The following is a 25,255-nucleotide window of genomic DNA, read 5'->3' as shown; positions in this document are numbered from 1 at the left end:
AGTAGCCGCCTACCAGAAGGTTTCTATTCTATTTCGGTCCTTAAATATAACTCTTTTTCCCCTACTCCCCCAAACACATACGCCCCCGAACTACCTCATCAATCAATACCTCCCGATACTCCCGCAAAGCCTTTATCCCCTTACGCTGATCCAATACCGCCCGAGCCGTCTTACTCACGACCTCATCTAAATGCTTGGCAATCCGCTCTTGCTCGGAAAGAGGCGGGAGGGGGAATAACATGGCTTTAAAATTCTTTGAATATATATGAACTATAATTCCACCCTTGCCATCTCTTGCTCTTTGATATCTTACGCATTCCGAATTAATAAGATATGATAAGAATAATGGCAAAATTTGAGGCACGGGATAAAGAATTATAATATCTCCACCAACATAAATTGTTTCCTCTCCAAGATACACAACACATTTACCTATATCTTCTAATGTTTCACCAGAACCAGTAAGCATTAAGGCACCTTTACTAACTGTTGTATTACAAACCCCCTCATCAATAAAGGACTTAGTTTTATCAAATTTCAGATTATAGTGAGTATATATTTCACCATATCTAATACATGGCAAACCCTTTTCTTTGACTTCATCCTTTTTTATCCCTGTCCCTTTTGAATATGCCCCAATCGTAGAGCCTCTTCTAACCTCCCAATGCGCAGGAATCTCCCCCAACCAAGCTACCCCCGAATCCTTCATCTCTACCCCACTATCCAAACCCTGACTCACCGCCCGCTGAATCACAATCTGCTGCCGCTCTTCCAATAAAGCGATCATCCGCTCCTTTTGCGCTATGGCCAAATCAATCTGCGCACACTTCTGATCTAAATAATCCGCTATGCGACGCTGCTCGGGAAGAGGGGGGAGACAAGTTTTAAAAGAGAAAAAAGAGTCCTTAGGTATTGTATTCCTTAACCCACGGTAAAGAAACTTCATTTTTTTACCTGTATCCAGGTTGAGATAAAAGTAATATAAAAACCTTTTTTCTATACCTGAAGCAACCTTCATCACAGTATAGGCACCTGTAATCATCCCATTATAATCAGATAATCCTACTGTACGAGGAGTTTCTTCCACATCAAATAAACAAAAAACGAAATCGCCTTTAGAGACCTCTTGATATGTATCAAATTCTGCAGGGAATTTACCTTGAGGGTTTTCCATATCCCTTCTTATGATCCCTTTTAAAGTTAGGGAGAGTAAATCATAATTAGCTGAATTTTTCCCAACAAGTACTTTATTAAGTTTAAAAATATACTTGTTCGGCACCACCTCCCAATGCGCGGGAACCTCCCCCAACCAAGCTACCCCACTATCCTTATAGGCCGAATAAACGGCCTTTGCTGTTTTTTTCGTTCTGCTCATCCCTTATACCAACTTTAAAATTTCTGCAATCAATCCATCGCTTTCTGCTTCTAGCGTTCTGATCTCCTGACTCACTTCTTCTAGGGAGCGCAAGGGCTGATGACGATAAAAATATTTGTTGAAGCTAATCTCATAGCCCAGCTTTACGCTATCCAGATTGATCCAAGCCTCGGCAATATGCGGACGCACTTCCTCTAAGAAGTAACTATGAATCTCTTCCTTTAAGGGAATGTTTTCGCTATCTCTCAAGCTGCTTTCGCTTTCATACTCCAAGTATTCGCCCGCCTTTCCGCTGGGATAATAGCCAAAGTCGGGCAACTGCTCTAGCGTACAGCCCAAATGAGCCAATAAGTTCGCTAGCTTTTGGCCGCTCAACTTCAAGCGGCGCTTAATGACCTTTTCGGCCTTGGCATCATAAGTACTTACTGCCGAATAAATGGCCTTTTTCTCTGTGGCCGATAGCTTTAGCCCCAAGGCCTTGATCTGCCCATTTACGGCTGCTACAAACTGATTGAAATCAAAATAGACCTGCTCCCCCATGGCCTGCATCAACTGCTGGGCCGCACTATAAAGGGCCTGCCCTTTTTGCCAAGCCTTGGCGGTGGTTAAGGCCGTTTTTTGCTTGGCCGACAAAGAAATGCCCTCCGCCTCACAATAGGCCAAAAGCGCTTTCTTATGCTGCCCCAACTGCTGATAAACATCCGCCCCAAATTCGGCATAAGCCCAACGCATAGGCACTTCTAAACCTCGCTGATAAAGCAGACTTTCAATGGCCTCCGCACTAAACTCGGCCCGCAAACGCTGCGGCCGCTCTATATTGACCTTATAATAGCCAAAATCCTGGTTCTCAAAAACCTGAGCCGCAATGCCCTCTTCTCCCTGCCGCTCTACAGTCGCCAACTCCTGATAAACCGATAGAATCTCCCCAATATGCGCCTGCGATAACTCACAGTTCTTATCCCCCAAGTTCTTGCGCAACTTCTGATACAACTGACTCGCATCAATCAACTGTACTTTGCCTGCCCGCTCTGCCGACTTCCGATTGCTCAACAACCAAATATAGGTCGTGATCCCTGTATTGTAAAAGAGGTTGTTGGGCAACTGTATAATCGCCTCCAAATAATCTTGCTCTATCAAATAGCGACGGATATTACTCTCTCCGCTGCCCGCATCGCCCGTAAACAAACTCGAGCCATTATGCACAGAAGCAATCCGAGAGCCCGTAGGACTTTCGGTCTTCATCTTGCTCAACATTTCCATCAAAAAGAGCAACTGCCCATCAGAAGAGCGGGGCGTAGCCGCCACAATTTCTTCTTTCCCCCAATAATCTTTGAGCGGCACCATAAAACGAACATCGGTGCCATCTGCACCATCAATATACTTCTTCTCCGAGCTCCAAGACTTGCCATAGGGCGGATTAGAGAGCATAAAATCAAACTGCAAACCCGCAAACTCATCGGTAGATAAGGTAGAGCCACTGCGGATATTTTCGGGATTATTCCCCTTAATCATCATATCCGACTTACAAATCGCATAGGTCTCATCATTGATCTCTTTCCCAAAGAGGTATACATCATGATCCGTACAACGGATTTCCCCCTCCTCATCTTTCACAAAATTCTGCGCCTCGGTCAGCATCCCCCCCGATCCACAAGCGGGATCATAAATCGTCATCACCTTGGGCAAAGCCTCCTTAATCGGCAAAAAGACCAAACGGCTCATTAAATCAATGACCTCTCTGGGCGTAAAATGCTCCCCCGCTTCCTCATTATTTTCCTCATTAAACTTCCGAATCAACTCCTCAAAGACATAGCCCATCCCCAAGTTAGTCAAAGCGGGCAGCTTATTCCCCTCAGGGTCTAGCTTATCCTGATTGGTCAGGTTAATAGTAGGCGATACAAACTTCTCCACCACCTCCGAAAGCACATCCTTATTCACCATATGGCGAATTTGCGCCTTGAGGTTAAACTTCTCAATAATCTCCTGCACATTTTGGCTAAAGCCCAGCAAGTACTCCTCAAAATTGGCCAACAACAACTGGGGGCTATTACTTGCCCGCTCATGCAACAGTTGCAAGGTCCACTTACTCGTATTATAAAAAACATAGCCCGAAGCCTCCTGCAAAGCATGCTCATCCCAATCTACCAACGCCATTTCCTCTTTCTGAAAACGCGCCTCTTCCAAAACGGCTTCCTTACTATCTTCCAACAAAGCATCCAAACGCCGCAAAACCACCATGGGCAAAATCACATCACGGTACTTCCCACGCACATAAATATCTCGCAAACAATCATCTGCAATAGACCAAATAAAGGACACCAATTTATTATGAACAGCTGTATTCATTTTCTTCTTTCTCTGATTAACAATAGCTGCGAATATAATGTATTTGAACTGATCCTGCCTATCCTTCTTCATCTCTTTTTGGGGCCTCCGCTGCGGCTTCGCCTTGCGGCGCTACGCTTTGGGGCTCGCTATTCGCTCGGCCCTTCGCCAGCAAGCTGGCTCGGTCTGGCCTGACGGCCACCCCGCCGCATCGCTAGGCCAGTCGCTTCGCTCCTTTGCGGCGGCTGCGCCGCCTGCTATATGGGCCTGTAGGTTGAAACCTACAGTATATTCCAGCCAGCCTCTATCCCCCATCCCCTACAATAACCATTGACCGAAGGCCTGTAGGTTGAAACCTACAGCCAGACAACAGGGCCATTCTACATCCATAGCGTGGAGGGTTAAAACCCTCCACAGCTTTTAACGGTCCTCATAGCCGCTGCATTCATGATTGAGGCAGCCTAAAACATGTTTATTTATGGAGGGTTTTAACCCTCCATACTGTATTAAATGCATTCGTTAATTGGCTGTAGGTTTTAACCTACAGTATATTCCAGCCAGCCGCTATCCCCCACCCCCTACAATAACCATTGACCGAAGCACAAAAAGCCCCCTCAAAGGAGGGGGCGACCAATACCTTAGCCTAGGGCCTTGGCCCTAGGGGCATATATCACCGCAGCTATTATCTCATCTCTACACCTAGGGCTAAGGCCCTAGGCTATCCAAAAAAATCGCCATCCCCTCCTGCGAGGGGATTTGCCTTATAGCTCAACTCTAACCCCATTCCCTACAATAACCATCAACCGAAGCACAAAAAAGCCCCCTCGACGGAGGGGGCGACCAATACCTTAGCCTAGGGGCTTATATCACCGCAGCTATTATCTCATCTCGACACCTAGGGCCAAGGCCCTAGGCTAGCCAAAAAAATCGCCATCCCCTCATTCGAGGGGATTTGCCTTATAGCTCAACCTTACCCCCCATTCCCTACAATAACCATCAACCGAAGCACAAAAAGCCCCCTCAAAGGAGGGGGCGACTAATACCTTAGCCTAGGGCCTTGGCCCTAGGGGCATATATCACCGCAGCTATTATCTCATCTCTACACCTAGGGCTAAGGCCCTAGGCTATCCAAAAAAATCGCCATCCCCTCATTCGAGGGGATTTGCCTTATAGCTCAACCTTACCCCCATTCCCTACAATAACCATTGACCGAAGCACAAAAAAGCCCCCTCGACGGAGGGGGCGACTAATACCTTAGCCTAGGGCCTTGGCCCTAGGGGCATATACCACCGCCCCTATTATCATCTCGATACCTAGAGGTCCACCTCCTATCATCCCTTATTACATCTCGACACCTAGGGCCAAGGCCCTAGGCTATCCAAAAAAATCGCCATCCCCTCATTCGAGGGGATTTGCCTTATAGCTCAACCTTACCCCCATTCCCTACAATAACCATCAACCGAAGCACAAAAAAGCCCCCTCAAAGGAGGGGGCGACCAATACCTTAGCCTAAGGCCAAGGCCCTAGGGGCATATATCACCGCAGCTATTATCTCATCTCTACACCCTAGGACGCAACACCACAGCCGTCTGCATCATTACATTTAACTGGGGGGATTCCCCCAAGCCGTCTGCATCATTACATTTAACTGGGGGGATTCCCCCAAGCCGTCTGCATCATTACATTTAACTGGGGCGCCAAGGCAAAAAGGAAGTGCAAAGCAGAGGCTACAAACAGACACAAACTATTTTATAAATGTCACTAAAACATACTTTAAATACACAAACACATAACAACTATTAAAAATGTATATTTTTTTCACCCAAAAGCCTTGACATTACAAACATCTATACCTATACTTATAACGTAATCACATTTTATTACCCTAAATTTTCATACTATGGTAGAAATTACTGGCTGGACTAAGACGGAAAACTTCGTCTATACCATCACCAAAGACAACAAAAAGAAGATGTACCTTTTAGCTAAGGATCATGTTCACAAATTGACGGAAAAAGCCGCTTCGGATCCTGTCATTCAAGACATCCTCAACTTTGTACTCCCTGCCTATGATGACTTTCTTCTTCAGTACCGCAAGAATACTATAGATAAAAGAGAATATCATCAAAAGACTGCTGACTTCAAAGCACTGCTTCATCAACTCTCTAGCGTTGAAATTCGCCGTTGGGATATTGAAATCCAAATGACTTATGATGTCATCACTAGCGATTATACCCGCTTGCTCCCCGACGGACGTGAACCTTTCCAAAAAGGAACCTACGATATGCGCATTGAGGCCGTCATGACTTTGGGCGACCTTTTGAGCAATGACCCTCAACTTCAGGGACTAGGCGCAACAGTACTTGCTTTTGGCCAGCAGCTAGAAGACCTCCGCAGCCAACAACAAGGCGTAGAAGGCAATACCGATGATAATGTCGATGATTTGGAAACAACACGCCAAGAGCTTGCTATTGTACTTTATGGCGCCTTCGCTCGCCTTTTGGCCCATTACTACCGTACCCCAAAACGGGTAGACAACTTCTACGAACTCAAGTACTTCCGCCGCGGCAACAGCTCTAGCGAAGAAGATGATGATTATAGCCGTTTTGAGGTGGACCTCGCTCCAGAAAGCCGCTTGGTCCAGCTAGAAGGCCTACTTACAGGAGGAGAAACCGTCCGCATTACGCATCTAGAAGGCGAGCCCATTAAATACTACTCTGCCGCCAATGCAGCCGACAGCCCCGCCCAAGTCTATGAATTGCAGCCCAACCAAACGGTTAGTTTGCAATTGCCTGCGGGCCACCGTTTGCTGTTGTTGGATAACCCCGCCGCTAATATGGCCAAAGTTGAATTGGAATTGATGTAGGGGAGGGTATTATATCCCCCTAGGGCCTTGGCCCTAGGCTATTATTATATTATCCCCTCCTGCGAGGGGATTTTTTTTGTGGCTTGGCCCAGCCTTCTTTATCGTCTCCACACCCACAATATTCACCTCAAAAAATCAACATGGCTCAATCAATTGCCCACATTTATTTGCATATCATTTTTAGCACAAAAGAACGAACCCCCTATCTTGATCCTAAGATAGAGCCTAATCTATATCAGTATATAAAAACAATCTGTGCCGATTTAGACTCCCCTCTAATTGCTATTGGAGGAAATGTAGACCATATACACCTCCTTTGTTCTTTATCTAAATCGATTACGTTAAGCAGCTTAATTAAAACTATTAAATCCAAGAGTAGTCATTGGATAAAAAGACAAGATCAAAGCTTTCAAAACTTCTATTGGCAAAGAGGATATGCAGCCTTTTCGGTAAGCCCATATAATTACCAAAAGCTGATTTTATACATCAAAAACCAAAAAGAACATCATAAGGACTATAGCCTACAAGAAGAACTCAAACAATTTAATCTAAAATTATAGTCCTATCATCTCGACACCTAGGGCCAAGGCCCTAGGCTATCCAAAAAAATCGCCATCCCCTCCTGCGAGGGGATTTGCCTTATAGCTAAACTCTACCCCCATTCCCTACAATAACCATCAACCGAAGCACAAAAAAGCCCCCTCGACGGAGGGGGCGACCAATACCTTAGCCTAGGGCCTTGGCCCTAGGGTCCTGTATCTCCTCTTTTATTATCATCTCGACACCTAGGGCCAAGGCCCTAGGCTATCCAAAAAATCGCCATCCCCTCATTCGAGGGGATTTGCCTTATAGCTCAACCTTACCCCATTCCCCACAATAGCCATTGACCGAAGCACAAAAAAGCCCCCTCGAAGGAGGGGGCGACGCTAGCATTAGCCTAGGGCCTTGGCCCTAGGGTCCTGTATCTCCACATATATTATCTCATCTCGACACCTAGGGCCAAGGCCCTAGGCTATCCAAAAAAATCGCCATCCCCTCATTCGAGGGGATTTGCCTTATAGCTCAACCTTACCCCATTCCCCACAATAACCATCAACCGAAGCACAAAAAAAGCCCCCTCGACGGAGGGGGCGACCAATACCTTAGCCTAGGGCCTTGGCCCTAGGGTCCTGTATCTCCTCTTTTATTATCATCTCGACACCTAGGGCCAAGGCCCTAGGCTATCCAAAAAAATCGCCATCCCCTCATTCGAGGGGATTTGCCTTATAGCTCAACCTTACCCCATTCCCCACAATAACCATTGACCGAAGCACAAAAAAGCCCCCTCGACGGAGGGGGCGACCAATACCTTAGCCTAGGGCCTTGGCCCTAGGGTCCTGTATCCTCTAGCCTATATCTCGGCCAAGATGGCCGAAGGCCAAAAGGCCTAGCGATGCGGAGGGGTGGCCGTCAGGCCAGACCGAAGCCGCCAAAGGCGGCGAAGGGCCGAGCGAATAGCGAGCCCCAAAGCGTAGCGGCGGCCGGCCTAGCCCAAGGCTAGCCGGCCGCGGGCCCCAAATCCTAAAAAAAAGACTAGCCTTTAATTAGAATTTGCTGGTACAATTGGCCTTTTTCATCTTGGAGGCGAAGCAAATAGGCCGCGGCGGGCAACTGGCCCAAAGAGATGGGCTGTCCTTGCTGCCATTGGCCAGTTCTGAGGAGTTGGCCCTGCAAATTGTAGAGTTGGTAAGGGGCTTGCAAAAGGTCGAGCTCCAGATAAACAGCCTCTTGGGCAGGTTGAGGATAAAGGCGAAATTCTTGGACAGCGAGCGGGGCAACAGCCGTTCCGACCTGTCGTTCTCCCTTAAATTCTGCAGCTTCTACCGTTTGGTCATCCTTATTGGTCGTCAATCGAGCCACAGGCATCCCCTCATCCTCGGCAATAAAGCTAAACTGCTCGGTCGTATCGCTGAGGGGGATGGGCAACTGACCAGAAATGGCGCTGCTGATATCCTGCCAGCCAGAACCAAAAGGCGTAACGAAATAGGCCTCAATCTGTACATCCGAGTAATTGACGGTATGTTGGCGCAAAACGGTATAGCTGCTATCGGGCAATTGGCAAGTACCAAAAGCGTCTACCTCCGACTCATAGTTACCAGAGAGGTTAATGCGGATAGAATCGGGATCGACGGGTAGGCCCAATGAATCAATCAGTTGGCGAAGGTTGGGAACGCTATCAATATGTTCTGAAATGAGTAACTGATAGCTATCGGTATAGCTATCGCCATAATTGAGGGGGGCGCGTTGAATTTCGAGCGGGTCGTTAAACAGGCCAGAAAAGGCGATATTTCCGAAGCCTAGAGCACCCGCTACATATTCCATTTTTGTGCTACTGATATTGATAAACACCAGTGCTTGGCCAAAAAAGGGCTGTTGGATATCGGCTGTGGGAAAATCTGGGCGGTTGGCGGCCTCTACGCTATCGCGAGAAAAGGTTTCGGTCCGCAAAGAGGTAAAATCCCAAGTTTGCGCTTGGTTAGAAGCGGCCGTAATGGCTAGCGCTTGGGGATCAAAGCTATTGATACTGGTTGAGCGTTCAAAGACATCGCCAGCAGCGGGAAAAATCGAGTTGCTTAGAGTCGGCTGGGCCAAAAGGGCCAAGCTAGGCAGGGCCCAGAGGGCCATCATTAGTAATTGTTTTAGCATTGGTCATTAAATTTTAGTGCATTGAACAAATTGAACCTCCTAAGATAAGATTATCTGCCAGAAAATCTCTGTTTGTTTTTTGGCGGCAAAAGTCGCATATTAGGGCGCATTTTTCCATTATTTCAATCCATCTGCAACTATGAAATCTGTTTCCGCAGCCGAATTGGCCCATTTGCTCGACGCTAAAATTGAAGGTGACCCCAGTGTTCGGGTTCATAAACCCGCCAAAATTGAGGAGGGCGAGCCTGGCGCCATTAGCTTTTTGGGCAATCCAAAATATGAGTCTTATCTCTATAACTGTGCATCCTCTATCGTCTTGGTAGGTCTTGACTTTGAGCCCCAGGCTCCTGTTTCGGCCACTTTGCTCCGCGTTAAGGATGTTTATGCTAGCCTTAGCTTTTTGCTACAGCATTTTCAGGCCGCTCAGGCAGAGGCACCTGCCGCCCAACAGATTTCGCCTCAGGCCGTCATTGATCCTTCGGCAAAGATTGAAGAGGGCGCAGAAGTAGGCGCATTGGCTTATGTAGGGCCCAATGCGGTGATTGAGGCGGGCGCAAAAATTTATCCGCAGGCCTATATTGGAGCGGATGTAAAAATTGGTTCGGGCAGTATTATTGAGCCCGGTGTTCGCATTTTAAAAGGCTGTCAGATTGGACAAAACTGTATCATTCATGCCAACTCAGTAATTGGTTCCGATGGCTTTGGTTTTGCCCCTCAGGCCGATGGCAGCTATGAAAAAATCCCACAATTGGGGATTGTCATTCTAGAAGATCAGGTAGAAGTAGGAGCCAACACGGTGATTGATCGCGCCACCATGGGACAAACCCTAATTAAGCAGGGCGTTAAGTTAGACAACCTCATTCAGATTGCCCATAATGTAGAAATTGGGAAGCATACGGCCGTAGCTGCTCAGGCAGGTATTGCGGGCAGCACCAAAGTGGGCGAAAACTGCTTAATTGGTGGACAGGTGGGGCTAGTTGGCCACATCCAATTGGCCAAAGGCACGAAAATTCAGGCCCAAAGTGGAATCAATAAGAGCGTAAAAAAGGAGAACCAGGCGCTCTTTGGCTCCCCGGCTCTCCCCTACAATGATTTCTTGCGCTCTCAAGCGGTCTTCAAACAGTTGCCCCGCCTCCAAAAAGAGGTCAATGCGCTTAAAAAAGCCCTAAAGGCCCTGCAAGAAAAAGAAGACTAAGCCTTAGAGATTTCATCAGACAATTCGTTCTGATCGTCATCTCCAGCATGTGGAAAATGGGCCTTGAGTTGCTCGCCAGTTTGCAAAATGGCAGCCTTGAGGCCTTCTAAAAATTGCTTTTTCTGAAAAGCGGTATGCAAATTATCCCGAATTTCATCCCAAAAATTGGGAGGCACTACTGCATTGATGCCCTGATCGGCCACAATCGCAAATCGGTGTTGCTCATAGGCCATATAAAACAGAACGCCATTTTGCAGCTTTGTTTTTTGCATCTCTAGCTCCTTAAAACAGACTAATGCACGGGCAAAAGCATCCTCCCCCTCAAACCTGGGTTCTACATGCACTCGAATTTCGCCAGAGCTTTTGGCTTCTGCCTCTCGGATCGCTGCAATCAGCTGATCCTCCTCTGCGGGCTTAAAAAAATGCTTCGGTTTCTTACTTAAGAATGGTATTTTCATAGGATTATTTTTTTGTTTTTTGAGGCGTTACTCCCTCTGGTCGTCGAACTGCGGCTTGCGCCTTGTTGTCCGCCTTCGGCGGGCGCTACGTTTACTCCCTTCGGTCGTCGAACTGCGAACTAAAGTTCTTGTTGTCGCAGTTCGCTATTACTTGCTTCGCTGCGTCGCTCCCGTTGGTCGGGTCGCTCGGCCGTTATTCCCTTCGGTCATCGAACGGCGACCTAAAGGCCTTGTTGTCGGCGCAAAGCGCCTCGGTCTGGCCTGACGGCCACCCTTACACATCGCTAGGCCAATAGGGCCAAACTTTTGTTTTTAATCAAAATCTACGGCTTGCATATAAGCTTGCTGCAATTCTTGCATTTGCAATTGCAATTCTGAGGGTCCCCAGTTAAAGTATTTGAGCATACGCTGCATTACTTTGGGGTATTCAGCAATAATAGCGGCCCGTTCAAAATAGAGCTTGCCTGTTCTGCGGATAAAGAAATCGGCCAAACTGCCCACACTTTCGTATTCTAGGGCATATTGCAGTTCGGCAAAGAGCAGGCGATCGGCTGGATTTTGAACTTCGGCATGTAGAGCAAAAGCATTTTCTAGAATAAGGTCCAGATTGGCTCCATAGCGTCTAGCCAAGCGGCCAATTTGCTCTGGGCTAGCAGAAATTTGTTTGGCCTCTCCCACTCTAAGTTGAATAAAGCGGTCAAACTCCTCTTCCGAAGCAAAATCGCCTCCGCTCAAGACCAAATTTTCGGTTTGGCAACTGCTTTCTAGGCCTAGGCGTTTTACAATTTGGTCAACTACTCTTTCGGCCATTTTGCGGTAGCCAGTCAGTTTACCTCCAGCAATAGAAATGAGGCCAGAAGAAGCATAAAAGATTTCATCTTTTCTAGACAGCTCCGAGGCCGACTTACCATCTTCATGAATTAGGGGGCGCAAGCCAGCCCAAGAAGATTGAATATCGTCTTCGGTTAGGGGATGTTTGGGGAACATCTCTTTGCAGGCGGCCAAAATATAATCGACATCAGTTTGTTCGCTGCGGGGGCTATCAATGGCTCCTTTATAATCCGTATCGGTTGTGCCGATATAGGTGCAATTTTCTCTGGGGATGGCAAAAATCATTCGGCCATCTTGGCGCACATCAAAATAGAGGGCTTGTTGGATGGGTAAGCGTTTGTGATCGACAACCAAATGTACTCCTTTAGATAAATGTAGGCGTTTTCCCTCTACCCCATCCGCATCTTTAGCGCGGAGTTCATCGACCCAAGGGCCAGTAGCATTGACTACATTTTTTGCTTTGAGTTCATATTCTTCTTCTAAAATATAATCACGAATAGCTGCTCCTGTGACTTTATCATTTTCATCATAGGTAAAATTGAGCATTTCGCTATGATTGAGGGCCAGTGCGCCATGTTCAACGGCTGTTTTGATTAGTTCAATGGTTAGGCGAGCATCATCAGTTCGGTATTCGTAATACATAGCGCCAGCCTTAACAATATCGGAGCGGAGCAGAGGTTCTGCGGCCAAAGTTTCCTCCTTAGTCAGCATCTGGCGGGCCTCAGTTTTATCCACCTTAGCTAGGCGGTCATAGACCCAAAGAGCCAAAGCGCTAGACCATTTGCCTAGAGAGCCTTCTTCCACAATGGGGAGTAGCATTTTTTCTGGGCGTACGATATGACGGGCATTATGATGAACAATGGCTCGTTCCAGGCCTACTTCTCGGACAAGGCCCAGTTCTAATTGTTTGAGGTAGCGCAGGCCACCGTGAATCAGCTTAGTAGATCTGCTGCTTGTCCCCCAAGCAAAATCATTCTTTTCGATAAGCACAACAGAGAGACCACGGCTAGCTGCATCGAGGGCAATTCCAGCTCCAGTTGCTCCCCCTCCAATAACTAAAAGGTCATAGGTTTTGTCGTGTGTAGTCAATAAATAGCGGGCGCGTTCTTTTACAGAAAATTTATGCGTAGATGTTTTTGGATTCATAACTGAATTTGGTGAGCAAAGAAAATATCTTCCTCAGTAAGTTAAGGAACTACTATAAAAAGCAGAATAAGAAGTCCTTTTTTTTTAGTTCGGTAAAATATATCGCCCCTAAGTCAGTTGCATCGAGAATAGCTACCTAAGCTATTTTGGTAACAGCTAGCTTTTAGATTAAAGCATTTTAGGCCTCTCAAATGTGACATATAAACTAAGGTTTCAACTATAGTTTATTTAAAAAAACTACCTAAATAAATAAGGATATAGATATAAAATCATTTTTTAATGCTTAAATTATAGCATAACAACTGACTAATTTAAAACAAGAACAGTACAACAGCATGGAGAAACACAAAACACATTCAGCGGCTCTTTATCGGCAGCTCTTCTTTCACACAGAAGAAGAAAGTAAGTTAATTAACTCTGCTAGTCAGAATATTCCTCAGGAGGGAATTGATTGGGCTTTTGAAGAGATTGTGAATTGGATGGAAAACGGGCCTTATCAGCGTTCTTTTAACGAGATGATGGTTGAGGCTACTCGGCAGGGAAAAGTTCCCATTTGGCGAGATATGGCTTCGGGTAATTTTAATGATGATTATGTACAGCAGCAGACAGAGGCTCGTTGGGTCTTTTTGCGATCTGGGGTAAGTTTGGAAGCATTTACGGCTATGATTGCAAAATTTCACGAGTTGGTATTTCAGACCTTTATGAATTACAATACGCCTACGCCAGAGTTAGTCCGGGCGTTAAAAGGGTTTTCTCAGATTGATTTGAGTATTGTATCGGAAGTCTATCGACAAAAAGCGATTAACGATTTGGAGGAGCAGAATGAGGCCTTAAAGCAGCTTTCTACTCCTATTGCTCAGATTTGGCAGGGCATTTTGCTTTTGCCTTTAGTGGGTTTTATTGATTCTAAGCGAGCTAAGGATGTCATGGAGGCGATGTTGGAAGAGATTGCCAAGAGTCAAGCAAAATTCTTCATTCTTGATATTAGTGGTGTAGCTATTGTAGATACTGCTGTGGCCAACCACTTAATTAAGATGACCAAAGCGGCTCGTTTGATGGGGAGTGAGTGTATGATTTCGGGAGTGTCTGGTCCTATTGCTCAAACAATTGTTGAATTGGGTATTGCTATTGATGAAATACGGACGACAGGTAGTATGCGTGATGCTCTTCGCTTGGCTATTCAAGAAGGCGGAACGGCTATTGTGTAATTCCTCATTGTTTTCCCCATCCTGTTTCCCTTAACAGACAGCTCTTGATCAATATATTGGTCAAGAGCTGTTTATTTGGGGGGGATATTGGGGCGGTCTGAAGGCTACAAAAGAAAAACCCTAGCAGCGGCAACTAAAACGTTGATCTACTAGGGTTTGAAACTAACCTAACTTAATCTGGCCCTAACTTAAATCAGTGCGAATTGAGTTTGGGCGATAATTCCTGTACTTCGACGACTAATTTGTAAGAAACGTTTTTCAAAGCCATTGCCAAGACTACCTTCATAGGCGGCCATACCATCTAGTCCTGAATTGCCTAAGACTAGGGCTAATTTGGTAATCATTTTGGAACTTGGGGCTGGAATGCGTAGCCCCATTTCTAGTAATCCAGTTTTGCTCATTTTGAAAAAGCTCTCCATATAGTTGGGTTCATCCTCTACTAAAATGCCGAGCAAGGCATCGGGTAAGGGATTAACATTAAGTGCTTTAGCTTGATCTATATGTAAGTCGGCATTTTGGCTAGGCGTTTCGCCAAAAAGCTCTGTTGCAAAGAAGCTGTAGGTATCGGCGGCTAGAGAACGGCCAAAAAGGACAGCTGCATCGGCATCGAATTGGGCGTACCATGTTTCAATTTTATCGCGATGTTCTGAAGCTGGGACTAGCTTGAGGGTTTGGCTCAGGGGATATTGGCCATTAAAGGCCCAGCCTGTATTTTGACGATTTTCTCCTAGTTCGATAAAAAGCTGGAGCTTTCCTTGAGCTGCGGCGATTTGCAAGCCTTTTTTGAAAACTTTAAGTTCATTTTCGTTAAGTCCGGCTATTTTCACAAATTCGGCAAAGCGTTTAGCAAGCAGTTTATGGTCTTCCGATTCTACTCCCCAGCAGACATCTGATTGATTAAAAGCAGTACTATTGAGTAGACGAGTTTCGGTTTCCATGAATGGGCGCATTTGGCCCAACCATTGGCGGAGGAGTCCCTCCTTATCATCGGTCATGAAGGGGAGGCTAGCTAAAGCTCCTCTCATTCTGATTATAGATTCCATTTATAATTTGATTATGGGTGGTTTTAGAATTAGGCTCGAGCATTTTGTGGAAGCTGCAGCCAATTTTCGTAATAGTTTGGAATGTCGGACAAGTCATACTTTTCTCCTAATTTCTGTAGTTCGACATCGCCATCACCAAAATCTAGGGTATAATTGCCCCAAACTTGGCCAGAAACAATTTCCTGAAGGAATTTTGTATCCTTCAAGCAGGGCATTGCGGCCTGATAGAAGCTCACGTATTCCTCAATAGAGTAGACTTTGCTATCCTTTTCAATCCAGGTTGCAAAAGCGGTCCATTCAGCTTTATTGAGTTTAATATAAGCCTGAACACCTTGGCGAATTTCATCTACAGAAGCAAATTCTTGAGGGATTTTTCGGCTCATGCTGAGCAATTGGCCTAAAGAAAGTTCAGAAATATCTTGGCCGTTGGCCAAGCCCATAGCGGTAAGTTCCTCAGGACTTTTGCTAGCTAGTTGTTTGGCCATATTCGCTTTAAAGTTAGCTTGTGCCTCTTCTAGTGCAGCAATCATTTCGGCTTTCACTTCTGCGGGATCTGGCAATTCCACGGCCTCGGGTAAATCGGCTGTGGCTAATTGATCCATTTTGGCAGTAATAATATTATCAATTGTAGTCCCCAGAGAGATGTCGAGATTTTCATCTGCTTCTCCCTCGAGGATACCATTCGCAAGGTTAATATATACCTGAGGGTTTTTCATATTAGCAGCCATAGCGCTAAAGAATTGGCTAGGATTTTCGGCAGCAACCAAATAAGTTTCTGTGCCTTCGTCTTCATCTTCCCCCCAGGCATCATCAAAGTTAAAGTTATCTGCAGTTCCCTCCCCAAAGATAAGATCTAGGGCGCCATCTTTAAGTTTACCTGCACCTTCAGCAAGTAAGCCTTTGAGGTAAGCAGCAGGCATATTCATAAAGAAGTCGGTCCCCCAAGTCTGTAATTCAGCAACAGTAGAAGTAATTGGATTTTTCTTCTCGTGGAAGATGCTCGTGGTAATTGACTCTGCAATAGTGTCTGCTATTTCGGTAGGCGCACCGACTAGAATATCTTTGAGTGGCTTAAGGAAAAGAGTATCCTTTTCTCCAGCTGTGATTCCCATTTCTAGATTTGATAGAATACTATTAAGGTCTATGGCGTCTAGTGCAACTCCAGCCCAAAAGGTAAGCATTTTAGTAGTTTGGTCAGCCAAAAACTGAGCGACAAACTCGCTAGCACCTCCATAATTATTTCCTTTAGTAATTCGCTCAACGGTTTGGTTAATCACTGTTGTGATGGCTGCGGATGAAATTGCCCAAAGCATTTGCATTAGAACTGGAGCTGCAGGAATACCAGCCATAGAAGAAACGGCCATCAGAATTGCCCCTGCTACTATTGAGACTACCATTTTAAGGCGCCCATCGTACTTCTCTTTTGTTTCTAAGAAGCGTTCTTGAGCAGCCTCTAGTCGTTCACTAGCTTCGCCTAAATTATCTACATATTTAGCTTCTTCTTTTGCTAGAGCCTCTGCATCTGCGGTAGCCATTGAGTCTAGTGACTCTTTGCCTTCCCAACTCGCTTTAAGATAATTAGCCGACTCCATATCTCGTTGTAGCGATCTGGAGCTTAAAGAATTCCATTGCAGGCCTTCTTCTAGTTGGCGCTCATATTCAATATTAGAGATTCCCTTAAGGCTAGCGCCTAGCATTTGGATTTCTGTATCACTAAGGTTAATTCCTGCTTGAGTGAACATTGTTTTTAAGCTATCAAGCTGCGCTCTATCTTGTAAGGCAGCTGCAATTTGCTCTCGAAATCCTTTTTTAAATTCGGCTATTTTATCGCCAGAAGCAGTTTGGTCTAATTGCTTCTGAATATCAGCTTTGATATCAAAAGATCGAATTTGAGCATTGATATCTTGTAGCTGTGCCTCTAATTTATGAAGTTGTTCTACATCATCAGCGGTTTGTGGATCTTTATCCTGAATAGCTTTAGCTTGTTGTACCAAACTGCGTTTACGATCAATTTGTCCCTTGAGTTTATCTAAATCAAACCAATCTTTCAGAAGAATACTTGCATCGACGCCTTCAGTAAGAGACTGTATTTCTTCTAAAGGTACTCGGCGCTGAAGAAAAGTATCATCACGAGTGTGTTTTAGCATGTCGACCACCGAAGGCATATCTCCATGAAAAATCTGATACGTCAAGGCATCTACTTCTGCGCTAATGCGATAACCCAGTTTAGCTAATTCGGCCAAGACTTCAGTCATATCGATCCCAGAGTTGCGCGCCTCATAGGCAATATTAGCAAGTAAGGCATCACTGCTATCACTCTTATGTTCTTCAGCCATACGAGCAGCCCAATACATGGCTGTATCCTTACGCTTTTCTTCTTCCTCCTGAACAGCTTTAATTTCTGCCTTAGTCATTATTTTATGCCGTTTGGGCTTACTAAGTATTTCAGCCAAAGCACTATCTGTATCTGTAGGAGCAATATTAGGGTCTGCAATTTTAGTCTGCCACTCCAGCAACTCAACCAGCTCATCATTCCCCGCCGTTCGAGCTGCTTCAATTGCTGATGGATCAGGAGGAAGACCTAGTTTAGCCATAGCCACTTTCCATTCTGCCTTTTCAGTCTGCCCTTTAAAGCTGCCATCTAATGCATTTTTCTTAAGCCGCTGCAACATTCCTATATCTTGCTTAATGGCTACAATTTCTTTAGAATCTGCCTCCAAATCCTTAATTACTTTCATGGCTTTTTCGGCCACAAAAAAGCTGGCATCTGTTAGCTCTTCTAATTTCCGATAATTATCTCCCCTAGCGCCATCGCTATCTACCATATCCATAATTTTGACTAAATAGTCGTCATGGATAGCCGCTTCCTTCAAAATAGGGACAAGCTGTTGTTTTGCCTTATTCAAAATGGCCATTTTCCGATCCTGGCTAGTTCCAGCATAAGTAAATTCAGCTAAATCCTCTGCACTGCAAAACTTCATGATTAGGGTTTCTTGCGGAGATTCTACATTCTCTCCAAAGAGCAAATCTTGCATCTTTTGTCCCATTTCCTCATTCTGTTTCCGCTTACTATAGCTCGATTTTTCAGCTTGCTGTTTTGCCAACTGCTTCATTTGATCAATGATGCGGGTAGATTCTTGCCCTTGGATGGGTTCTGAGTAAAACTCAATTAATGAGCGTAGATAAGCAGCCTCACTGTCTTTTAACCCTTTGATCCAACCATCTGCCGATTTTTGCAACGCTTTAGAAAACTCACTATTGGCATCCAACACAGCAGCACGTTCCTCTGCTGTCGAGTTTTCTAACCATGAACCAATTACCCCCTTAAGCGCCGTGAAGTCATTTCCTAAACGCTTAAAGCTAGCCATTAGATAATAATCACCCTTAGACGTATAGTTCTTGCCTGTCGTGTTGTTAATTACTTGTAAATCTTGACTTACATCGCCCTCTCGCTTGAGTAACGAAAGAGATTGCATTTGTGCTCGATACTTATCTTCTCCACCAATTTTATTGTTAATTGCCTCGGCAAAACGATCCGATTTAGCCTTATTAGCATCTAAAATCGTATCTATTTCAGCCGAAGAAAGCTCCGATTCCATATAGGCAAAAGCATCCCCTACTTCTTTTGCAAACCAGCCATTCCCCAAAAGACCAAGGGCCAATGCTGGACGAACAAAGTTAGAAACGCTATTCTGATAGTATTGCTTGAGATATAAGAACTGTAAGCTTTCTGCTCCAAATACTTTTTGTATATCAGCCAAAATACCTAAGCTGTTTAATCCATAAATTTCAATAACAGCCTCCCGATACTTTTGATCTAATGCATAGTCATCACTATCCACCAACCAACGTAAAACAGCCCCCATCAAGGCATCAGAACTAGAGGCCTTTCCTCCTTTCAATAAACTCGCTAATTGACGGCCCCGATCACTTACTGTACTATTCAATACTTCTGCAGCACGCTCCGAAGAAGCAGCTGTGCCTGCTTTTTCCTCAAACATTTTGGTCCCCTGAGCTGCAGCCTGAGCTAATTCACTATCCCCCAAGTCTTGAGCTTGTCCAGCATTAATCTGCTGGCGAAGTTGTGCTAAAGCAGCTGCTTGCTTTTTCTCCGTTTTAGATTGCTGTGCTACCGGATAGCTTTTCTCCCAGCTTTCTATATTTGCCATGATTCGCTTAAGTAAAGCCGCACTCGCAACTGGATCATTCTTGACCGCTTCATAAGTCTCTAAGTCCTTACAAATATTCTTATACTCATTACTCCAAAAACGTCCCGGACTGCCACCTAATTCCTTAAATCGACCAGCACTAAACAACGCTATAGGTTGCTCTTCTTTCTGAATGCCTTCGATATAAGTATAGACATCATTATAGTACTGAGCAGCTTCTCTGTACTCATCTGGCAAATCCGTATATTTCTTCCTAAAGTTATCTACAAACTGCCGAAGATTAGCCACTACTTTATCCTTCAAGGCCTCTTTTGCATCCAAAACCCCTGAAGTTAACTGCTCATAAGCCTTTTGAACCTTAGCATTAACCGGTTTCTGAGCAACGGCATTTTCGTTTTCCTTAGGCGCCTCAACTTGCCCCGCAGCAACCTGCATGTCATCTCCAAGATCACTCCCGTCTGCCTGGACAAATTTAAAATGATATTTGTTCTTTAATACCTTTTTCAATTGCTTCAAAATAGGAGACTTAGATGTCCCCTTACTCGCAATCAAACAAATCGTAGACGGCCCATCTTCTCCCCCCTCAATATAAGCCTTCCCCACACTCACCATCTTCTTATCCTTCTTCAACTCATCCTTGGCAATTTTTTTCCAAGATGGAGCCATAAAACCTACAACCAAAATAGGAACAGCCTTGGGCTGATCCAAATACTGATAATCAACTTTCAAAAAATAATCCGTTGCAGTCTCTGGACTAACATGCTCCTCAGCCAAATCCGATTCCCAAGAAAGGTAAAATTTCTTGTACAACGGAAAAGCTAAGCCAGCAATAAAATCCTCTGGCTTGATCTTTTTAATCTTCATCTAAAAACTTTTGTTTGGTGAACGAATTTTGACAAACCCCAAAATAAGAGCTTATCTTTTCATATTAAATCATTGGGGGTAGACAATTAGTGCCTCTATTCTTTTTTGGAGCCCGCGGCCGCCCAAAATAGGGCGGGCGGCCGCCGCTATGCTTCCTGGCTCGCTATCCGCTCGGCCCTTCGCTTTTTTCGCTACGCTCAAAAGCTCGGTCTGGCCTACGGCCACCAGTCCGCAGCGCTGGGCCATTGCTCGCTTCGCTCGCTGGCGGCTCCGCCACCAAAAACTCAGCATTCTCCTAAAAATTTAAGCTGTTAGTTAATTAACTATTAAATCCTTACACTTTAACAGTCCAAAGAATATTTGACAAAGTCCATAAATACAAAATCTTATTCAGCTTTAATAATAAAGCCCTCAAATAATTTCACTCAGAGATCAACACATAAAATATAAGTGCGTTTTACGGTTATTTTAGCTTTATACATTCGTATGATTTTTTCCGTTCATTTTGTGACGCTTGTCCCCCTCTAGTGTCTTACCAAATGTATGAAACTAATAACAATGATGAATAAGAAATTTTACCTACTTCTAACTTTACTTTTTGCCCAACAACTTCTTCATGCTCAATTTGGCCCCGCCGGTGTAGGCAATAGCAGCAATAATGGTCTTTGGCTAGCCGCCGATGCCATTCCAGCAGTTGCCGATGGTACCCCAATTAGCTTTTGGCCCGACCAAAGTGGCAATGCCAACCATGCTCGCCATAGCGTAGCAGGCCGCCAACCCACTTATGTTAGCAACTCAAATATCAATGGCCAACCCGCCCTTCTATTTGATGGAGCCAACGACCAAATGATTGTCAATGATGCCGATATCTTAGATGGCAGCAATGGCCTTACTTACTTTTCTGTTGTTCGCGGCAATAATATCGACGGCACCCCCCGCGGTATTTTTGGCAAACGCATTACTTATACTGTCAATGTTGAATACGCCTATACCTTTTTCTTCTGGAGCGGCCAACAACTAAATGCCGATGTCCATACACAAAATAACCGCTTTGCCACTAGCAACAGCTTTACAAATGGCGTTAATTATATGCCTACTTTACTCTTTGATGGGAACCTCGCTAGCAACCAAAGAAGTAAGATTTATGAGCGTGGACAGCTGATTCGCACGGCCTCCGAAAGCTCTACGACCCTTCCCAATAGTAACCAAGATCTCTGTTTAGGCGCTCTAAATGTAGACTACGGGACCTACTTTGGCGGCGAATATGCCGAACTTATCCAGTATAATTACGCCCTCAATTCTGCCCAAAGAGTTATCGTCGAAAATTACCTGGCCGCCAAATATAATATGAATATTGCCCGCGATTACTTCAGCTTTAAAAGCACTTATGGCCACGAAGTAGCCGGCATCGGCCGAGATGACGCCAATAACCTACATGACGATGCCCAAGGTTCTTCCTTTATCCGCATCAACAATCCCTTAAATATGGAGGATGGCGAGTTTCTGCTTTGGGGCCACAATAATGGCGATATCAGTACCAATAACACCACCGATGTAGATGGAACAATTATCGAAGCTCGCCTCAACAGAAGCTGGCGCGTACAAGAAACTGGCGACTTAGGACCAGTAGATATTATCTTTGACGTAGCCCAATTCAATCGCTTTGACCTTACCGATCTTCGCCTTTTGATTGACCGCGATGGCGACGGTTTTGCCGATAATGATGTCCCCGTTCGTATGGGTACTCCTGTTGGCGCTACACAAATTTTATTTGCTACAATTGATCTACAAGATGGCGACATTGTAACATTAGGCTCTATAAATGAATCAATTACACCTCTCCCTCTAGATTTAGTTCATTTTGAGGTCAATCAAACAGAAAAGAAAAACGCTCAATGGACTTGGCAAACAGCCCAAGAAGAAAACCTTTTAGAGTTTGAGCTACTACACAGCCTAGACGGCCTAGATTGGCAAAGCGAAACCCTAATTGCCGCCCGCAACCAAAACGAAACTCAAAACTATAACTACCTACAAGAAGAGCTAACTGCTGGCCAACATTATTTCCGCCTCAAAATCTGGGAAGAAGATGGTAGCTATAGCTTCTCTGCTATAAAAACACTTTTTGTAGAAAGCGAGCAAGCAGCACTCACACTTTTCCCCAACCCCGCCAAAGATTGGGCAGAAATTAGCAGCTCCCAAAGCCTAGACAATGCCCAAATACAAGCCTTTAATAGCTTAGGACAAGCGATTCCTGTACACTTTCAACAAAATGGGCAAAACCTGCGTTTAACTATTAGTGACTGGCCCGCAGGTCAATATATTATCCGCTTAGAACAAAATGGTATAGTCCGCAATTTGCGCCTAATCAAACCATAAAAAATAATTAGCAATATAAGCCAGTCTTCGGACTGGCTTTTTTTATGCCCCAAATGATCCATTTTTTAAACAAAAAGCTTAGTTTAATGGATTAACCAGTATAAAATCCTAATGAAGAAAGATCATCAACTAAAAATTGGCCAGCAAGAAATTGATTTGCTCGCCTTGGCCCAAATGGCCCCGGAAGTCCTAATCCCCATCTTAGAACAAATTTACTTTGATGGCTATCAAGCTGGTAAGGCCACAGCCCCCGAAACGCCAAGAGCAACAGAAGAAGTGGTCATCAAAAAGGAAAGCAGCGAAGAAATTCGCATTTCACTGGCCACCATCCAAGATGAAACGATCTCTACCGAAGATCCCCTGCACAAAAGAATGCGCGAAATGGAGGAAATGGTCTACCGCTTCAAACGCCCCGGCTTTGTCCTCTATCGCCTCAACGGAACCGAAGAAGAATACCTCATGGGAAAATACAATTATAGTAGCCTCCCCATGAAAGCCCTCATCTTTGATAGCTTGGAAGATGCCCAAGCCCATAAAGATGCCTACTGGGGCGCCTATTATGAAGAACTAAAAATACGTCAAGTCTAAATGAAAGCTTGGTCCTTTTGGCAACGTCTACTTTTGGCCCTACTCCTCTGTTTTGGAGTAGCGGCCCTAGGGGGCTGGGCAACCGCCCAAGGCCTGAGCGAGTGGTATCCTCAACTCCAAAAACCCAGCTTTAATCCCCCAAATTACCTTTTTGGCCCCGTCTGGACCCTACTCTACACCCTCATGGCAATCGCCTGGGCCGATATAGAAGGCCAAAAGAATAAACCCACCCAAAAGGCTCGTTTTTTTTTCCTCCTCCAATTGGGCCTAAACGGACTCTGGTCCTTTCTCTTCTTTTTTGCCCAATCTCCCGCCGCCGCTCTAATCGAAATTGCCCTGCTTTGGGCCTGCATTTTTTATTGCATCCGCCTATTTTGGGCCCTACAAACTAGAGCCGCCTACCTCCTATTCCCCTACCTGGCTTGGGTCAGCTTTGCCGCCCTCCTCAATGCCAGTATTTACCTCCTCAATAGCTAAAATATGCCTCAACGACTGATTGACTCTCTGCTAAACAAATATGGCGAAAGCCACCAAAATGCAACAAACAAAATTATTCACTGGATTTGCGTGCCCAGTATCATGTTTAGCCTAATGGGACTGCTCTACAGTATTCCCTTTTTTGGAAGCGCCCCCTCGCCCCTCCTCAATTGGGCCAGCCTCTTAGTCGGCCTCACTTTTATCTACTATATACGCCTCTCTATCCCCATGTTTATCGGCTTTGTGCCCATCGGCCTAGGCCTTTTATACGGCAACCATTATCTGGCCCAAGCCAGCGCTAGCTGGGGCATCGCCTACGGTTGGCTGGCCTTTGGCATCTTCTTTATCGCCTGGATCGGCCAGTTTATCGGCCACAAAATTGAAGGCGCCAAACCCTCTTTTATCGAAGATCTTCAGTTTTTATTAGTGGGCCCCGCCTGGCTGCTACACTTTATCTATAAGTCGGTCGGTATTAAGTATTAAGGTTTGAGGCCTCCCGCAGCTTTGCTGCGGGCGCTACGTCGGCTCCCGTTGGTCGGGTTGCTCGGCCCTCCGGCGCAAAGCGCCTTGGTCTGGCCTTCGGCCACTGTTCCACATCGGTTACTCCCTTTGGTCGTCGAACTGCGCCCTAAAGGGCTTGTTGTGGCCAAATGAAAGTTGCTCCGCAAGAAAAACGCCCTGCGGGCGCCCAACTATTCCCCCCACTTTTTATATAACCCCTTGAAATAAGAAAATGAAACATAGAGGAAAACACCCTCAGGATAAACAGTTATTTGGACAACAAACCCAACTCTGGAGCCTACAAGAGGCCGTTCGGGATCTCTCCTTTTTATTGGACCGCGGCTATGCCGAAAAATCAGCCTCCGAACTCGTAGGCAATCGCTACCGTCTCCGCAAAAGACAAAAAAAGGCCCTGCTCCTCATGAGCTCTGGCCAAGAAGCTCAAGCCAATCGCCTCAATAAACAAATCCCTGCCGAAATGCTGGCCGGCGAAACCCTTTATATTGATGGCTATAATTTACTGATCGGCATGGAAGCCGCCCTCTCTAAAGGCTATTTGTTAGAATGTGAGGACGGACAAATCCGAGATTTGGCCTCCGTACACGGCAGCTACAAAAAAGTAATGGAAACCCAAAAGGCTATAGAAATCATGGGCCAAGCCCTTCTTGAACTAGAAGTGGAAAAAGCACATTGGATTTTTGATCGCCCAATTTCTAACTCTGGCAAACTTAAACAAGAAATGCTGCAAATGGCCCAAGAAAATAACTGGCCTTGGGAAGTAACATTGGCCTTCAATCCGGACAAAGAATTGGTGGAATTAAACCAGCTTACCGCTAGCTCCGATGCCTGGATTTTGGACCGCGTAGATCGCTCATTTAATTTCATGAGCTATTTGGTCCGAAACTATGTCCCTGATGCTGAATTAATTAGCCTTTACGAAATGGCATAAAAAAAAGAGGCTGCTCCTATTCGGAACAGCCTCCCCTAAAAACCCAAACAAATAAACACAAAGACAATACAAATGTAAGGATTAGATTTTAATCCACAAATCCCTGTCACTTTTTTTCCCAACTTTAACATTTGAAGGGCCATTTTTACAGCAGATAGGTCCAAAAGGAGCGAAGCGACGACCGGCTGAGGGATGGACA

16 protein-coding genes are annotated in these 25,255 nt (G+C 45.3%); 9 read left to right on the top strand and 7 right to left on the bottom strand.

Annotated features, from left to right (window positions below; translation table 11 throughout):
* Positions 1-61 precede the first annotated feature (61 nt).
* Both PPO43_RS15155 and PPO43_RS15150 read right to left on the bottom strand, forming a co-directional pair.
* On the bottom strand, positions 62-1,375 hold the full coding sequence (locus PPO43_RS15155; RefSeq protein WP_272619320.1) for a restriction endonuclease subunit S: 1,314 nt from the start codon (positions 1,373-1,375) through the stop codon (positions 62-64).
* Between the two features lie 3 nt (positions 1,376-1,378).
* Positions 1,379-3,721: a type I restriction-modification system subunit M gene (locus PPO43_RS15150; protein ID WP_442985461.1), complete on the bottom strand. Its 2,343-nt coding sequence runs from the start codon at positions 3,719-3,721 to the stop codon at positions 1,379-1,381.
* A gap of 1,879 nt (positions 3,722-5,600) precedes the next feature.
* Here PPO43_RS15150 and PPO43_RS15145 point away from each other — a divergent pair.
* The gene (locus tag PPO43_RS15145; protein ID WP_272619317.1) at positions 5,601-6,566 is read left to right on the top strand and encodes a hypothetical protein; all 966 of its coding nucleotides are present in this window, start codon (positions 5,601-5,603) and stop codon (positions 6,564-6,566) included.
* Positions 6,567-6,706: 140 nt separating this feature from the next.
* Positions 6,707-7,126 carry an IS200/IS605 family transposase gene (tnpA, locus tag PPO43_RS15140; RefSeq protein ID WP_272619315.1) on the top strand — a complete coding sequence of 140 codons (420 nt, stop codon included), beginning with the start codon at positions 6,707-6,709 and terminating at the stop codon, positions 7,124-7,126.
* Positions 7,127-8,138: 1,012 nt separating this feature from the next.
* Here the strand turns inward: tnpA and PPO43_RS15135 are convergent.
* A complete protein-coding gene (locus tag PPO43_RS15135; RefSeq protein WP_272619313.1) occupies positions 8,139-9,251 on the bottom strand; it encodes a T9SS type A sorting domain-containing protein in 1,113 nt (370 codons plus the stop codon).
* 139 nt (positions 9,252-9,390) lie between these two features.
* Here PPO43_RS15135 and lpxD point away from each other — a divergent pair, with 139 nt between their 5' ends.
* A complete protein-coding gene (gene lpxD, locus PPO43_RS15130) occupies positions 9,391-10,446 on the top strand; it encodes a UDP-3-O-(3-hydroxymyristoyl)glucosamine N-acyltransferase (protein ID WP_272619312.1) in 1,056 nt (351 codons plus the stop codon).
* On the opposite strand, the gene PPO43_RS15125 is transcribed toward lpxD, so the two are convergent.
* The gene (locus tag PPO43_RS15125; protein WP_272619311.1) at positions 10,443-10,904 is read right to left on the bottom strand and encodes a TPM domain-containing protein; all 462 of its coding nucleotides are present in this window, start codon (positions 10,902-10,904) and stop codon (positions 10,443-10,445) included. The genes lpxD and PPO43_RS15125 overlap by 4 nt on opposite strands.
* A 312-nt stretch (positions 10,905-11,216) precedes the next feature.
* Positions 11,217-12,881 (bottom strand): glycerol-3-phosphate dehydrogenase/oxidase, encoded by a 1,665-nt coding sequence (locus PPO43_RS15120; protein WP_272619309.1) that lies wholly within the window; start codon positions 12,879-12,881, stop codon positions 11,217-11,219.
* Between the two features lie 335 nt (positions 12,882-13,216).
* On the opposite strand from PPO43_RS15120, the gene PPO43_RS15115 reads away from it, so the two are divergent.
* Entirely contained in the window at positions 13,217-14,089 is an 873-nt protein-coding gene (locus PPO43_RS15115) for an STAS domain-containing protein (RefSeq protein ID WP_272619307.1), read from the top strand.
* A 188-nt stretch (positions 14,090-14,277) separates the two neighbouring features.
* On the opposite strand, the gene PPO43_RS15110 is transcribed toward PPO43_RS15115, so the two are convergent.
* A complete protein-coding gene (locus tag PPO43_RS15110) occupies positions 14,278-15,132 on the bottom strand; it encodes a hypothetical protein (protein ID WP_272619305.1) in 855 nt (284 codons plus the stop codon).
* A 29-nt stretch (positions 15,133-15,161) separates the two neighbouring features.
* The gene (locus PPO43_RS15105; protein WP_272619303.1) at positions 15,162-20,165 is read right to left on the bottom strand and encodes a hypothetical protein; all 5,004 of its coding nucleotides are present in this window, start codon (positions 20,163-20,165) and stop codon (positions 15,162-15,164) included.
* Between the two features lie 543 nt (positions 20,166-20,708).
* Here PPO43_RS15105 and PPO43_RS15100 point away from each other — a divergent pair.
* The 5 genes from PPO43_RS15100 (at position 20,709) to PPO43_RS15080 (ending at position 25,056) form a co-directional block, all read left to right on the top strand.
* Entirely contained in the window at positions 20,709-22,541 is a 1,833-nt protein-coding gene (locus PPO43_RS15100) for a T9SS type A sorting domain-containing protein (RefSeq protein WP_272619301.1), read from the top strand.
* Between the two features lie 111 nt (positions 22,542-22,652).
* On the top strand, positions 22,653-23,129 hold the full coding sequence (locus PPO43_RS15095) for a hypothetical protein (RefSeq protein ID WP_272619299.1): 477 nt from the start codon (positions 22,653-22,655) through the stop codon (positions 23,127-23,129).
* Entirely contained in the window at positions 23,130-23,606 is a 477-nt protein-coding gene (locus PPO43_RS15090; RefSeq protein ID WP_272619297.1) for a TspO/MBR family protein, read from the top strand.
* 3 nt (positions 23,607-23,609) lie between these two features.
* Complete coding sequence (locus tag PPO43_RS15085) at positions 23,610-24,089, top strand: Mpo1 family 2-hydroxy fatty acid dioxygenase (RefSeq protein ID WP_272619295.1); 480 nt, start codon at positions 23,610-23,612, stop codon at positions 24,087-24,089.
* Positions 24,090-24,339: 250 nt separating this feature from the next.
* Complete coding sequence (locus PPO43_RS15080) at positions 24,340-25,056, top strand: DUF434 domain-containing protein (RefSeq protein ID WP_272619293.1); 717 nt, start codon at positions 24,340-24,342, stop codon at positions 25,054-25,056.
* Positions 25,057-25,255 lie beyond the last annotated feature (199 nt).

This window comes from Saprospira sp. CCB-QB6, from assembly GCF_028464065.1.
Taxonomy (GTDB): domain Bacteria; phylum Bacteroidota; class Bacteroidia; order Chitinophagales; family Saprospiraceae; genus Saprospira.
This window is presented reverse-complemented; position numbering and strand designations above follow the sequence as displayed.